The sequence below is a fragment of the Pantoea sp. EKM20T genome, from assembly GCF_011800485.1.
GTDB lineage: Bacteria > Pseudomonadota > Gammaproteobacteria > Enterobacterales > Enterobacteriaceae > Pantoea > Pantoea agglomerans.
Genome location: NZ_JAALFW010000002.1, coordinates 324,246 through 338,317 on the forward strand (window position 1 = coordinate 324,246; position 14,072 = coordinate 338,317).

18 protein-coding genes and 1 pseudogene are annotated in these 14,072 nt (G+C 49.5%); 18 read left to right on the forward strand and 1 reads right to left on the reverse strand.

Features of this window, described 5'->3' with window-relative positions; all coding sequences use genetic code 11:
* Position 1: 1 nt before the first annotated feature.
* Entirely contained in the window at positions 2–520 is a 519-nt protein-coding gene (locus HFD94_RS04655) for a hypothetical protein (protein WP_167432811.1), read from the reverse strand.
* Between the two features lie 455 nt (positions 521–975).
* On the opposite strand from HFD94_RS04655, the gene HFD94_RS04660 reads away from it, so the two are divergent.
* The 18 genes and pseudogenes from HFD94_RS04660 to HFD94_RS04745 all read left to right on the forward strand — a co-directional run bounded on the left by HFD94_RS04660 (position 976) and on the right by HFD94_RS04745 (position 14,072).
* Positions 976–1,152 carry a type II toxin-antitoxin system HicA family toxin gene (locus tag HFD94_RS04660; RefSeq protein WP_167432812.1) on the forward strand — a complete coding sequence of 59 codons (177 nt, stop codon included), beginning with the start codon at positions 976–978 and terminating at the stop codon, positions 1,150–1,152.
* Positions 1,153–1,200: 48 nt separating this feature from the next.
* Complete coding sequence (locus tag HFD94_RS04665) at positions 1,201–1,608, forward strand: type II toxin-antitoxin system HicB family antitoxin (RefSeq protein WP_167432813.1); 408 nt, start codon at positions 1,201–1,203, stop codon at positions 1,606–1,608.
* 152 nt (positions 1,609–1,760) lie between these two features.
* Positions 1,761–2,123: a phage holin, lambda family gene (locus HFD94_RS04670; RefSeq protein WP_082668175.1), complete on the forward strand. Its 363-nt coding sequence runs from the start codon at positions 1,761–1,763 to the stop codon at positions 2,121–2,123.
* On the forward strand, positions 2,107–2,739 hold the full coding sequence (locus HFD94_RS04675) for a glycoside hydrolase family 19 protein (RefSeq protein ID WP_167432814.1): 633 nt from the start codon (positions 2,107–2,109) through the stop codon (positions 2,737–2,739). Before HFD94_RS04670 ends, HFD94_RS04675 begins: the two co-directional genes overlap by 17 nt.
* Complete coding sequence (locus HFD94_RS04680) at positions 2,727–3,200, forward strand: Rz lytic protein (protein ID WP_167432815.1); 474 nt, start codon at positions 2,727–2,729, stop codon at positions 3,198–3,200. Before HFD94_RS04675 ends, HFD94_RS04680 begins: the two co-directional genes overlap by 13 nt.
* A gap of 236 nt (positions 3,201–3,436) precedes the next feature.
* A complete protein-coding gene (locus tag HFD94_RS04685) occupies positions 3,437–3,751 on the forward strand; it encodes a hypothetical protein (protein ID WP_167432816.1) in 315 nt (104 codons plus the stop codon).
* On the forward strand, positions 3,741–4,115 hold the full coding sequence (locus HFD94_RS04690; RefSeq protein ID WP_167432817.1) for a hypothetical protein: 375 nt from the start codon (positions 3,741–3,743) through the stop codon (positions 4,113–4,115). The genes HFD94_RS04685 and HFD94_RS04690 overlap by 11 nt, the downstream gene beginning before the upstream one ends.
* 128 nt (positions 4,116–4,243) lie before the next feature.
* Positions 4,244–5,701, forward strand: a pseudogene (locus tag HFD94_RS04695) (glycosyltransferase family 2 protein).
* Positions 5,683–6,306, forward strand: coding sequence for a hypothetical protein (locus HFD94_RS04700; RefSeq protein ID WP_207712419.1), 624 nt, complete (start codon positions 5,683–5,685; stop codon positions 6,304–6,306). Before HFD94_RS04695 ends, HFD94_RS04700 begins: the two are co-directional and overlap by 19 nt.
* A 124-nt stretch (positions 6,307–6,430) precedes the next feature.
* Positions 6,431–6,592, forward strand: a complete 162-nt coding sequence (locus HFD94_RS22965) for an HNH endonuclease (RefSeq protein WP_243234771.1) — start codon at positions 6,431–6,433, stop codon at positions 6,590–6,592.
* A gap of 171 nt (positions 6,593–6,763) precedes the next feature.
* A complete protein-coding gene (locus HFD94_RS04710) occupies positions 6,764–7,264 on the forward strand; it encodes a terminase small subunit (protein ID WP_052271452.1) in 501 nt (166 codons plus the stop codon).
* A gap of 2 nt (positions 7,265–7,266) precedes the next feature.
* Positions 7,267–8,928: a terminase large subunit gene (locus tag HFD94_RS04715; RefSeq protein WP_167432820.1), complete on the forward strand. Its 1,662-nt coding sequence runs from the start codon at positions 7,267–7,269 to the stop codon at positions 8,926–8,928.
* A gap of 57 nt (positions 8,929–8,985) precedes the next feature.
* Positions 8,986–10,923: a phage major capsid protein gene (locus HFD94_RS04720; RefSeq protein WP_167432821.1), complete on the forward strand. Its 1,938-nt coding sequence runs from the start codon at positions 8,986–8,988 to the stop codon at positions 10,921–10,923.
* Between the two features lie 4 nt (positions 10,924–10,927).
* The gene (locus tag HFD94_RS04725; protein ID WP_167432822.1) at positions 10,928–11,113 is read left to right on the forward strand and encodes a hypothetical protein; all 186 of its coding nucleotides are present in this window, start codon (positions 10,928–10,930) and stop codon (positions 11,111–11,113) included.
* Positions 11,114–11,132: 19 nt separating this feature from the next.
* Complete coding sequence (locus HFD94_RS04730) at positions 11,133–12,491, forward strand: phage portal protein (RefSeq protein WP_167432823.1); 1,359 nt, start codon at positions 11,133–11,135, stop codon at positions 12,489–12,491.
* Positions 12,484–13,470, forward strand: coding sequence for a phage gp6-like head-tail connector protein (locus HFD94_RS04735; RefSeq protein ID WP_167432824.1), 987 nt, complete (start codon positions 12,484–12,486; stop codon positions 13,468–13,470). The genes HFD94_RS04730 and HFD94_RS04735 overlap by 8 nt, the downstream gene beginning before the upstream one ends.
* Entirely contained in the window at positions 13,470–13,799 is a 330-nt protein-coding gene (locus tag HFD94_RS04740; RefSeq protein WP_167432825.1) for a head-tail connector protein, read from the forward strand. Before HFD94_RS04735 ends, HFD94_RS04740 begins: the two co-directional genes overlap by 1 nt.
* Before the next feature lie 75 nt (positions 13,800–13,874).
* Positions 13,875–14,072, forward strand: coding sequence for a hypothetical protein (locus HFD94_RS04745; RefSeq protein WP_167432826.1), 198 nt, complete (start codon positions 13,875–13,877; stop codon positions 14,070–14,072).

Genomic DNA, 14,072 nt, shown 5'->3' on the forward strand with positions numbered 1-14,072 from the left:
TTCACCTTTTAATATGGAGGTATGTATAGTCAGTTAGCTTAACAACTGTAAAGTCTTTTTCTTTAATATCAGTAATTACGTCCTTGGATATAAGGACAAATCCAACACCTGTATCATCTTCTGCTTCATAGAACTTATAACCATGAATTGCTAAGATTGGGTTAAAGTTGTAGTTTTCTGAAAAACAGATATAAAATAGTAATGAAACATAGAAAAATATCGCATACTCCTTTTGTTGAGCTATAGAATCAGTTCCTAACAAAGGAAATAAATAGCTCAGGAAGTAGTTAGTTACTTCTTTGTTTGCCGGTGAAAGCGAATCTATATTTTTAGTTAAAGGCTCCAAATGATTTTTTGCGAACCAGATTAACGACATGCATAACACCCAGCTTACAACAGCAGTAATTCCACTATAAATCATCAAGTCATTGGATTTTTTCATCCAGCCAATAAAAAATAATGTTCCGCAAACAGGTGCTATAGAACTAGCTGTAAGTAGCAGTCGGGCAATTTTGTTCATAAAAACCTCATGGGTTGACTGTTTATACATACAGTACTATAAGGCAAAAGCGCTCTAAAAACCATGCTCCAAACCCATTGAGATTAATCCTAGAATCATAAACGTAGCTAATGGAAAAAACAATTACCGCGTACGCATTTTTATAGGTATTCTGATAAGAGTGGGTTTTAAGCAGCTAACTTATCTGCTAAAAGTCAGTTCCAAATGTGGATGTCAAAGCGCCTCGGGCCTTACCAGCCTGAAGGCGTTTTTATTTTAAATATACCCTGCAGGGGATAGTGATCTGTCTATCCCTTGAAGGGGATAAGAAATTGATCCTGTTGCCGACGGGCAAGGCACTTACCGCTTTTGCGTCAGGGTTATTTTTCAAAATATCGGCTTCCTGTAAACAAAAATGTTGACCAAGTAAGCATAAATGTTTACTATGGCTTCATGTTCAACAGACAGGAGGAGTAGTGAAGCAAAGCGAGTTCAGGCGGTGGCTTGAATCTCAGGGAGTCGAAGTTTCAAACGGTACTAACCATCTGAAGCTGAGATACAACGGGAAGCGAAGTGTAATGCCAAGGCATCCCGGCGCTGAGTTAAAAGAACCACTGCGAAAGGCCATAATTAAGCAGTTAGGCCTGAAATAATTAACCAGCCCTTCGGGGCTGGTTCTCGCAGAGTTTCACTAAGACGATATGCGATACCCGATTAATCTTGAGCCGTGCGACGGCGGATATGTGGTTTCGTTCCCGGATATACCGGAGGCGCTTACTCAGGGCGATACGCGTGAGGAGGCGTTAGCGATGGGTCTGGATGCGCTGGTTACTTCATTTGATTTCTACTTTGAAGATAACCAGCCTGTTCCGGCACCTGGACCGGTGACAGGGGATTTTGTAGAGGTTCCGGCGAGTGTGTCGGCGAAGGTGCTACTGCTGAATGCTTTCCTTGCTTCCGGCTTAACTCAGGTTGAGCTGGCTTCACGCATGGGAGTTAAAAAGCAGGAGGTAACGCGCATCTTCGATCTGCACCACTCGACCAAAATAGATACTGTTCAGAAGGCGCTCTCAGCGCTGGGCAAACGACTTGAATTAGTCGCTGCCTGACAGGCATCAAATAATAAATTCAAAGGCTCACTTCGGTGGGCCTTTTTCGTTTTTGCGCACACCAATCAGTCTCCACACACACTTATGACACCGTGGCGTTGCGCAATCTTCTTCTGACTACCGACAGCACCTACCAATTATCGGAGGTGAGGATGAAACGCATGCCGGACAAAGACGTTGGGTTCTGGGCAAGCCTGATTGCCTGGCTTTACGCCCACAAAAACGAAACCGGCTATGCGGGTCTTGCCGGAGTTATGGCGATTCTCAGAGCTACTTACGTAGGTAAAGACGCATGGTCACGCCGCCTGCTTGATGCAGCGATGTGCAGCGTCTTCGCCTTCTTCCTACAGCCGAGCCTGCAGGTAATTGGCTCGGTGTTTAACTGGCACTTCAGTGAAGACATTACGCGGGTTGCTGCGGTCTTCCTTGGCTTCCTCGGTGTGGACTACGTGTCAACGAAGATACGCCGCCAGATAGATAAGCGATTGGGAGACAGTAATGCTGATAGCCAGTAGTTTTCAGCGTGCCACCGGCGTAAGTGATTCTCTGCGCGATGCCTGGTATCCACATATAGCGGCAAGCCTCTCAGCCTTCCAGATAAGCACGCCACTACGGCAGGCTCACTTTCTGGCACAGACAGGGCATGAGTCAGCCGGGTTCCTGAAGGTTGAAGAAGGGCTGAACTATAGCGAGAACGCACTGACCGCGATGTTTGGCAAGCGCATCACTGCCGAACAGGCCCGCGCATATGGACGTAATGCGATGCATCCGGCCAACCAGAAGATGATCGCCAGCGTCATTTACGCAAACCGTAACGGTAATGGTGATGTTAATTCGGGAGATGGTTACCGCTATCGCGGTCGCGGTCTGATTCAGATCACCGGCAAGGCGAACTATGAGGCGCTGGTTAAACAGCTTGGCGCTGATGTAGTGGCAAACCCTGATTTATTGCTGTGCTATCGCTTTGCTGCGATGTCAGCAGCGGCATGGTGGAAGAATCACGGATTAAACGAGCTGGCAGACTCTGATGATGTTACCCGCATCACCAGAGTCATTAACGGTGGCACCAATGGTCTGGACGACCGGAAATCCCGCTTATCAAAATCTAAGGGGATTCTATGTTCAACGTAATCGGCTTTATCCGAAACAATTCAGGCCTGGTCATCATCGGTCTTATCTGCGTGGCACTGTGGGGCCTGAACGCCAGTAACTCACAGCTGAAGGCAACGAACGACAGGCTTGAGAAGCTGGCAAACAGCAAAGACGAGCAGATTAATGACCTGCGCTCTAAGAACGATGGCCTGGCATCAAGTGTCACTGAGCTGGTAACAGCAGTTAAGCAGCAAAACGATGTGATGAGTCAGGTCACAGAGCAGCGTGCCGTAACAGCCCAGCAGAACCGGAAACTACAGAATGAAATTAAGCGATACCTTGCGGCTGATAAAAATGCTGCCGCTACTGTTCCTGCTGATGCTGTTAAGCGGTTGCGAGACGCCGCGAAGTCAGTCAATCGAGTACAGGATAATCAAGCAGCCCCGAGTAAATCTGCCAGCGGAATTGACCAGCCCGATAAAGGCACCGGAACCCGCTAGAGAGATGAGCTATGGTGATTCGGTTGAGTTGAACGTGGTACTGTATGGCCTTCTTGAAGAGTGTAATGTTGATAGGGATGCCATTAAAAAGCTTCAAAAAAAATAAAAACGATGTATATTCACAATACTGCTTGAGTGTATACTTTATCAAATAACTCATAGGTTTAAAAAATTTACTTAAGCCTAGTTGTTAATAGTGAGTGTGAGGTTGGGTATTTTTAAAAATGAGGTTGTGAATGTCAAAAAATAAATTAGATAAATCAATGTCTGAGTTTATTGACTTTCGTGATAGTGCGCAGGGTCTTTTTAATTCGCAATCAAGCATAATTGAGAGTGTACTGTCTTTGTTTAAAGATGTAGACGATTTCAGAAATGCAAATGGTGAACTTGATGAAAGACATAAAGGGATTTTAGAGGCTTATAATAAAATCATTCCAAGCGTTAAAGATGCATTAATTGCCATGAAGAAGTTTAACACTTCTCTCGAAAGTGATTATTTGAGTGGTGTAAATTTGCTTCAGCAACTCAAGGATGAGAAGAATGAAAAATAACCTTGAAATCGACATTGAAGAATTTAAAGATCTGCAATCTAATAATGTTAGGTTTACAAAAGAGGTTGAGCAGGCTGAAGATAATATTCAAAAACCTGCTAGGGATGATAAGACCAGAAATACTTTAACTCTAAGTTTTATTCTTGGTTTTTTTGGTTTGCTCGTTTTTTCATGTGTTTTTGTTTTGGTTTATAATAACTTCGCAGTGAAGTGGGCTGTCAAACTTAATCAAAACAAAGTTGCTGATATCGCTGCCAGCATACATCTGTTAGAGTTAGATAAAGTCTTGTCAATAATGATTGGAGCATTAGGAACATCTTTAGGCTTCATTATTGGATATTATTTTAAAGAAAAAAATAAGTGATCTGTTTAAATGAAAAAATCATGATCCCGATTGATTGTTTCTTGGGTTAAAAAACATATCTACCATTTAAATTATTGTGAGTTACAAAGTTAAAACCGCTTAAGTGCGGTTTTTTTATTGGGGTAAATATGGAAGTTATGATTGATGGCATGCGCTATACGCCGGTCACTGAGCGGGTATCGAACATCGGTATCGCCATCAGCACCCATAACCGCCATGACATTTTATCCCGTTCCCTTGAGCATCAACTGAAGTTTCTGCCGGCCGGTGCACTGGTGGTTGTTATTGATGACGGTTCAGCCAAACCGGTTGCAGGGCCGGAAGGCGTCAGAGTGATACGGCTTGAAACTTCACGGGGCATTGTGGCGGCTAAGAACACCAGCCTTGAGTCCCTGATTAATGCCGGTTGTGAGCATCTCTTCCTGTGGGACGATGATGCCTGGCCGATTGCTGGTGGCTGGGAGCTGGCCTATATCGAATCACCTGAGCCGCATCTTGCTTACCAGTTTCAGGACTGTGCTACCGGACAGAAGCTGAATGATATAGCGGTGCTGTATCGGGATGATCGGCACGTCGCCTACACCGGCCAGCGAGGGGTGATGCTTTATTACCATCGCAGTGCAATTGAAAAGGTTGGGGGTTTCGATCCTATCTATCAGCGCGGTATGTATGAGCACTCTGATTTAGCGTTGCGCATCCACAATGCCGGGTTAACGAGCTGGGCGTTTGCTGATGTCGCTGGCTCCGAAAAGCTAATTTACTCGCTTGATGAGCATTAGGCCGTTGAGCGTTCCGTTCCTAAGCCTGACCGTGAGGCACAGGTAAAACGCAACGTCACGATTCACAATGAACGCCGCAACAGCGGTTACACCGGTTACGCAGAGTACCGGCAGCAGCGCAACGTGGTGATTACCACACTGCTGACAAGCCAGCCTGACCCACAGCGCAACACCAGAATCACGGCATCGCCTGACCTGCTGGCTAAGTGGGCGGCATCGGTCAATGGCGGTGATGCGGTCGTGTTAACCGATGAGCTGACTACAGCACCTGCAGGCACGTCGCTGGTAGCCGTTACTGATGTGAAGATGAATGTTTACTTCAGGCGCTGGCTGCATATCTGGCAGCACCTTCGCGATCATCCTGAATATAACTTCGTCTGGTGTACCGATGGTACTGACGTTGAGATGCTGCACGAACCGTGGCAAGGGATGGAGCAGGGCAAAATTTACGTTGGTTCCGAACCTAAAACCTATGCAGACGCATGGGCTAAGCAGCAGCATCCTGAAGGTGTCTATCAGGCGTTTCTCGCTGAGCACCAGAATGATGTGATGCTGAATGCCGGTCTACTCGGTGGCAGTCGCGCTGACGTGATGGCAATAGCCCATGGCATCGTTCGCCTCTATTACCACATCGAATCACTGCGCTTCTGGAATCAGGAAGTAAAAGCTGCAGCAGTTGGCGACATGATTGCCTTTGGCATTGTTGCCCATCGTTACAGTCACAAGCTGGTTACTGGTCCGCGCGTGCATACAGTATTCAAGTCAGAAGGCATCGGTAAGGAGTTCGCCTGGTGGAAGCACAAATAAGTTTTGTGGTTGTGGGGCATTACTCACGCAGGCATCAGGCAGAACGCCTGGCACAGATGCTTAACGCTCACCTGCTGATTGATGAGGATAAGCATGGCGCGAACTGGAACCATCGCCGCGCTATCGAATGGGCCAGCCAGCAGAATTTACGAGTAGTAATTCTGGAAGACGATGCACTGCCGGTGTCTCTCTTCGCGCAGAAAGTGGCTGAGTGGCTGTCGCGCTTCCCAGATGACCTGCTGAGCTTTTACCTCGGTACCGGCAGGCCACCTCAGTATCAGCTTGAGATAGCAACGAAGCTGATTGATACAGATCGACGTCATGCGGATTACATCACACTCAACCGACTCATTCATGGCGTCTGCTACAGCGTACCAACGCAAAGGGTACAGCAGGTGCTGTCACGCTGGAATCATCGATCACCTGCTGACTATGCAGTGGGTGATGCATTTGGTGGACCGATAGTTTATCCGTGTTACTCGCTGGTGGATCACATGGACAGCGATACTGTTGAGATACACCCTGACAACGCACCGCGTACAGAGCGCCGCAGAGCATGGCGGCTGGACTTAAAGGAGCATCATGGCACGACTCGTAACGCTTAAGCCCCGGCTCTCAGTTGACCGAACGCAACGCGTGAGAACTGTAACCGTAGCTGAGACGCGCATCACTGGCTGGAAGCTGCAGGCACGGCGTAAGCGACTATGGTCTGCCAATCCATGCTGTGCGATGTGTGGCCGCCTTACTGAGTATCCTCACGGCTTCGAGCTGGACCACAAGGTTGCACTGCATCGGGGTGGTGAAGACATCGATGCCAACTGTCAAATTCTTTGCTGTGGTGCTGACGGGTGCCATCGCAGGAAGACCAATGACGACACGAAAGGCAATTGATAACAATTATCATTACCGCTGAATGATAGTTGCATTTGCAATCTCTTAAATGTGAATGATATCGATTATCACTTGAGGGTAGGGGGGGAGTCCGAAAGTTTCAGGGCTATCCTCTACGAAACCTCGCCCCCTCTCACGCACAGAAAATATCCCCTTTTGGAGGGTGTAAACATGTTAACAGCCCAGAAGCGAAAATTCGCGCTGGCGCTGATTTCCGGTATGTCGAAAAAAGATGCGGCTATAAAGGCTGGGTATTCCGCAAACTCCGCACGCTCCAAGGGTTCGCAGCTTGCTAAAGACCCGGAAGTCATCGCTTTTATGAGCCGCAAAAAGAATGAAAAAGTTGAAGTTGATGACGTGCCAACGCATGGAAAAAAAGTTAATACCCCAGCGATAAACACGCCACTGAATCCTGATCCCGAGCCAGTGCCGGAAATTGTCCGGGCGGCTGGTGAGTATGATGACCCGCTTGAGTTTCTGAAGTCGGTTATGAATGACCGTGCTGAGGATATTGATACCCGCAAAGATGCCGCAAAGGCGATGCTCCCCTACCTACATAGCAAAAAAGGTGAGGGCGGCAAGAAGGATGCGAAGCAGGCTGCTGCTAAGGCGGTTGCCAGCAAGTTCATGGGCATGGCTCCGCCACAGCTGATTGTGAATAACGGGAGATAAAGATGCCTGAATGGTCCACCGCATGCGCTGACTGGGCCAGCAGGCTCATTAACCGTGAGTCAATAATTCCGCCGCCTATTTTCAGAGATTCTGGTGAGCACGCACTGTCTATCTTTAAAGAACTCAGGGTAACTGACCTGCCTGGAAAGCCGACATTTGGCGAGTGTTCAGAACAGTGGGTGTTTGATTTTGTTCTGGCAATATTCGGCGGCTATGACCAGCAAACCGGCAATCAGATGATCCGGGAGTATGGTCTTCTCATCAGCAAGAAGAACACGAAATCAACTATTGCTGCCGGGATTATGCTGACCGCGCTGATTATCTGCTGGCGTGCTGATGAAGAGCATCTGATTCTGGCACCGACAAAAGAGGTTGCCGACAACTGCTTTAAACCCGCTGCCAGCATGGTCCGTGAAGATGAAGAGCTCTCAGCACTTTTTCACGTTCAGGATCACATTCGCACCATTACCCATCGGGTTAATCGCAACAGCCTGAAGGTCGTGGCTGCTGACAGCGATACGGTGTCGGGCAAAAAGGCCGGTCGAATTCTGGTGGAGGAATTGTGGCTGTTTGGCAAAAATGCCAAAGCGGATGCGATGTTTATTGAGGCGCTGGGCGGGCAGGTGTCGCGTAATGAAGGCTGGGTAATTTACCTGAGCACGCAGAGCGATGAGCCGCCTGCAGGTGTCTTCAAAAAGAAACTGGATTACTGGCGTAACGTCCGTGACGGGATCATAAAGGATGGCAAAACGCTCGGCATCCTTTATGAGTTCCCTCCTGAAATGGTGGAAAATGAAGGTTTCCGCAACCCGGATAACTTTTATATCACCAACCCGAACATGGGCCGCTCTGTCAGTAAAGAGTGGCTTGATGATGAGTATCTTAAGCGGTCGCAGGAAGATGAAGGCAGCCTGAGAAAGTTTCTCGCCAAACATCTGAACGTTGAAATCGGCATGAATCTCCGTAACGACCGCTGGGCCGGTGCGGAGTTCTGGGAAACGCAGTCTGATCCGTCTGTGACATTCAAACAGATTTTAACCCGGTGCGAAGTTATCACTGTCGGCATTGACGGGGGCGGGCTGGATGACCTTCTGGGGCTTTCTGTGGCCGGTCGCGATAAGAAAACCCGCGACTGGCTCACCTGGTCTCATGCCTGGTGCCATGAAAAGATGCTGGAGCGCCGCAAAAGCGAAGAAAGCAAACTGCGTGACTTTGAAAAGCAGGGCGATCTTACCATCGTGAAAAGAGTTGGTGATGATGCGGATGAAGTTGCGATGTATGTATCGCAGATTTACGAAGCAGGCCTGCTGGATAAGGTAGGTATGGACCCGGCAGGGATCGGGGTGCTATTGGATACGCTGATTGATGCAGGAATACCGCAGGATTCAGTTGTGGGTGTCAGTCAGGGCTGGCGGCTGGGCGGCGCATGTAAGACTACTGAGCGCAAACTGGCAGAGGGTGCTCTGAAGCATGCACCTCAGCCCCTGATGAACTGGTGCGTTGGTAACGCCAAAGTTGTCATCAGCGGCAATGCACCACTGGTAACCAAGGGTGCCAGCGGCGTCGGTAAAATCGACCCGCTGATGGCTCTCTTTAATGCCATATATCTGATGGCGCTGAATCCGGCTGCTACCAAAAAAGAATACAGCGTGTTTTTCATTTAGAAATTCCGCTTTCAACGACCCGCTCCGGCGGGTTTTTTCGTTTCTGGAGAAAGGGAAATGAAGAATCAGCACGCCGTCAGCCTTCTGAAGGTGAAGGCGGTCAATGAGGATACGCGGGAAATCACTGGCATTGCGACAACGCCGTCACCGGATCGGTATGGCGACATCGTGATGCCCGAGGGTGCAAAGTTCCAGCTGCCTATCCCGCTGCTCTGGCAGCATGACCATCAGTCTCCCATCGGCCAAGTGACCAGCGCCAAGGTTACCGCTGAGGGTATCGAAATCAAAGCCACACTGGCGCAGGCAGATGCACCCAGTCAGCTCGCGGCACGACTTGAAGAAGCATGGCAGAGCATCCGGCTTGGCCTTGTAAAAGGATTGTCGATCGGCTTCCGGCCTATTGAATACGCCTACATCGACGAAGGCGGCATCCGGTTCACGAAGTGGGAGTGGTACGAACTCTCTGTCGTAACGGTGCCGGCCAATGCCGAAGGCACGATCCAGACCGTTAAATCCATCGATGAGAAGCTGCGGGCCGCGTCAGGCGTAGTGCAGAACGACTCGAAAAAAATAAAACCCGCTGGCGCTACAGCAGTTAAAAATTCTCAGACTAAAGGAACCAAGATGAACATTGCCGAGATGATTAAAACTTTCGAAACCAAGCGCGCTACGCTCGATGCTGAGCGTCAAAATGTTATGTCAAAAGCCTTCGATGAAGGCCGCACGCTTGATGCGGAAGAAGAAGATAAGTATGACGAAGTGAGTACGGAAATTAAATCCGTTGATGCGCACCTGGCTCGCCTTCGTGACATGGAATCAACTAAAGCCGCGACCGCTCAACCGGTTCAGAAAGCAGCAGGTGGTACGGTGGTAAACACTGTTGATAACCGCGCTCCTGCGGTGATCCATGTTGAGAAGCCGCTGGAAAAAGGGATCGCTTTTGCGCGTTTCGCCAAGTCACTGGCCGCTGCAAATGGCAGCCGTACCGAAGCGCTGGAGATCGCAAAGCGTCAGTATCCGCGAGATGCCAAGCTTCACCACGTTCTGAAGGCTGCTGTAGGTGCAGGTACCACAACTGATCCGCAGTGGGCTGGCAGCCTGGTGGAGTATCAGGAGTACGCTCAGGACTTCGTCGAATTCTTGCGGCCACAGACCATTATCGGCCGCTTTGGTCAGGGGGATATTCCTGCACTGCGTCAGGTTCCGTTCAACATCCGCATTCCGGCTCAGACTTCTGGCGGCTCTGCGAACTGGGTTGGTCAGGGTAAAGCTAAACCCCTGACTAAATTCGATTTTGAATCAATCACCTTTGGCTTCTCCAAAGTCGCTGCCATTGCTGTGCTGACTGATGAGCTGATCCGCTTCTCTAATCCTGCCGCTGATGCACTGGTGCGCAACAGCCTGGCTGAAGCGGTAATCGCCCGACTGGATGCTGACTTTGTCAATCCGGCAAAAGCAGAAGTCGCTAACGTGTCTCCGGCCTCTATCACCAATGGCGCGCAGCAAATTCCAAGTGCAGGCAACCCTGACACCGACAGCACTAACGCATTTCAGGTGTTTATCGATGCGGGTCTGCAACCGACTGGTGGCGTATGGCTGATGTCCAGCACTACAGCGCTGGCACTGTCAAAACGTAAAAATGCGCTGGGCCAGAGAGAGTATCCGGACATGACCATGTTTGGCGGTACTTTCGAAGGTCTGCCGGCCATCGTCTCTCAGTATGTAGGTAATCTTCTGGTGCTGGTTAACGCGCCGGATATCTACCTGGCAGATGATGGTGGCGTTGCGGTTGATATGTCCCGTGAGGCATCTCTTGAAATGGAGAGCGAACCTACCGGCGACAGCATCACGCCGAATCCGACTGAAATGGTTTCCATGTTCCAGACCAACAGCGTGGCAATCCGCGCCGAACGCTGGATCAACTGGAAGCGTCGCCGTACTGCGGCGGTGGCGGTGATTACCGGTGTTAATTACAGCGCTAACGCTGGCAGCTAAGGAGATGCGGGGAGAAATCCCCGCTCTTTTCTCTATGAAACAGGTTCGTTATCTCAAAAACACCCACGATGCACATGCGGGTGAGAAACGCTTTCTGCGTGACGATCACGCTGAGGTTCTCCGCTTAACCGGCCATGTTGAATTTATCGATATTGTCGAGAAAAAGGCAAAGAGCCAGAAAAAGAATTAACGCTCAGGAGAAGCAGCCAATGTTCGGTTTCCGCAAAAAACCAAAGGAAGAAAAGGCGCTTCAGGCTGCTAATGGTGGCTGGTGGCGAAGGATTTTTGAGTCATTTTCCGGCGCATGGCAGCGAAATATAGAAGTAGACAGTACAACAGTGCTGGCTTACCACGCGGTCTTCACCTGTATTTCTCTAATTGCCGCAGATATCGCGAAAATGCCGATATTGCTTAAAAAGAAACTGAGCAGCGGTATCTGGACGGATCACAGCGATGCGAAGATTTCTCCGTTGCTGAGAAAGCCAAACAGCTTTCAGACACGCATGCAGTTCTTCGAGTGCTGGATGAATTCAAAGCTTTCTGATGGCAACACCTATGTGCTGAAGTTGCGTGATGTCAGCGGGAACGTTAAGCAACTGCGCGTGCTGGACCCAAACAAAGTTACGCCTTACGTGACCGATGATGGAGAAATTTTCTATCAGGTCAGGCCGGATAATATTCACGGGCTGGAGCAGCAGGTAATGGTGCCGGCACGGGAAATTATTCACGATCGGTTCAACTGCTTTTTCCATCCTCTTTGCGGACTGTCACCCATTTATGCCTGTGGGCTGACAGCAATGCAGGGCGATGCGATCCTGACAAACTCCGCAAATCATTTTAAAAACGGCGGAAAACCCGGAGGCGTTATTAAAGTTCCGGGGGCGGTCGATGCAGATAAAGCACGGGAAATAAAACAGAACTGGGACGAGGGTTATTCCGGCGAAAATGCCGGAAGAACAGCATTGCTGGCTGATAATGCATCATTTGAAGTTATTGCTATGACAGCCGTAGATGCTCAGATGGTGGAGCAGTTAAAACTGACTGCTGAAATCATCTGCTCAACATTCCACGTCCCGATTTATAAGGTCAACACGGCATCAACACCGTCCTATAACAATATTGAAGCTCTCGACCAGGGGTATTACTCGCAGTGTCTCCAGACACACATTGAAGGTATTGAACTTCTTCTGGATGAGGCATTAGAACTGGACGCGCAGACCGGGGTGGAATTCGACCTGAATACACTGATCCGCATGGACACTGAAGGGCGTTACAAAACTTACAGCGAAGGCATCGGTGCTGGTTTCCTCACCCCCAATCAGGCACGCAAAAGCGAAAATATGCCGCCTGTTGAAGGTGGCGATACACCATATCTGCAGCAGCAGAACTATGCGCTGTCAGCTTTAGCCAGAAGGGACGCCAGTGACGATCCGTTTGGCACTCAATCCAAATCTGAAGCGGCCATCACGCCGACACCACCTGTTGACGATGAAAGCAGCAAAGCTCTTACTGAGCATGAGCATTTCATGGTCAAGGCAATGCTGAAAGGACTGCTTACCCATGAATGAACGTGACATGTCACTGCTTAAGGCGGTCAGCGAAGCAGTAAAAGAGCAGCTGTCAGCAGTGCAACAACGCTATGAAACCACGCTGAAGGAACAGGCTGAAGAAATTAACAGGCTTAAATCTCAGGTCGAAGAGTATCAACAGTCAGTACCGGATGAGCAGGCTATTGCCGATTTAGTACTGGCGAAGATTTATGTTCCTGCCGCGCCGGCGCTGCCGGATATCGCGCAGATGGTGAAAGATGAGGTGGCTGAGATTCCGGTGCCGGAATCGCCAGTTCTGCCTGATATTGACGGCATGATACAACGGGCCGTTTCTGCCGTTGTGGTGCCGCAACCCGAGCCGCTGCCGGATATCATGCAGATGGTGAAAGATGCGGTGGCTGAGATTCCGGTGCCGGAATCGCCAGTTCTGCCGGATATTGACGGCATGATACAACGGGCCGTTTCTGCCATTGAAATGCCGCAACCCGAGCCGCTGCCGGATATCGCGCAGATGGTGAAAGATGCGGTGGCTAAAATACCTAAGCCGGAAGATGGTGAGCCTGGCGAAGATGGAAAAGACGCGCTTCAGATTGAAATTATGCCGCATATCGATGCTGAGAAATCATACCCGCGTGGCACCTATGCTATTCATCATGGCGGCCTGTGGCGTTCATTCCAGAAAACAACGGGTATGAATGGCTGGGAGTGCCTGGTAGACGGTATCAGCGACATTGATATCACTCAGGCCGAAGATCGTCAGTTCACTGTCACCGCGGTTAAATCAAGCGGTGAAAAAACAGAGAAAACGTTCAGCATGCCGGTAATGATCTACCGCGACATTTTCAAAGACGGCGTGAAGTATTACCCGGGTGACAGCGTTACGTGGGGCGGTTCGGTCTGGTACTGCCATCAGGAAACAGGCGATAAGCCTGGTGAAGATGGCTCTAAAGGCTGGAAACTTGCTGTTAAGCGCGGTCGTGATGCGAGGGCTAAGTGATGCTGGAATTTGTAACGCTTAGCGAAGCCAAAGATCATCTGCGTATTGATACCGATGATGGTGATTCAGATCTGCAGCTAAAAATTTACTCTGCGAGTGCGGCCGTACTGGATTACATACAGGGGAGCCGTGACAAAGTTGTCGGCGAAGATGGAAAAATCATTGACGCCGCACCTGAACTTCAGCGCGTAAAACAGGCAACACTGATTTTAATAGGCATCCTTGATCGCGTCCGTGGCGGCGAGGAAGAGAGCCAGTATAAGCAGGGCGAATTACCTTACTCTGTGACATGCCTCATTTATTCCCTTCGTAAACCAACCATTCTCTGAGCGCAGGAGCATATATGGCATGCAGTGGATGTCAGGCGCGCCGTGACTGGATAAAGAAATGGACCAGAATCGCCTATGAACGAGCAACAGGTAAGCGAACTGCTGAAAGCGATGTCAGCGCAAACAAAAGCAATGACCGATCAGACAGCGGCAATAAGCCGCCTGGCTGAATCAAACGAGTCGTTAGCCGCGGTGCTTTATCAGACCTTTGCTGATGAGGTGCAGGATGATATGCCGGCTGCCACTTATCTAAGCGGAAAGCCAAAGGGGTAG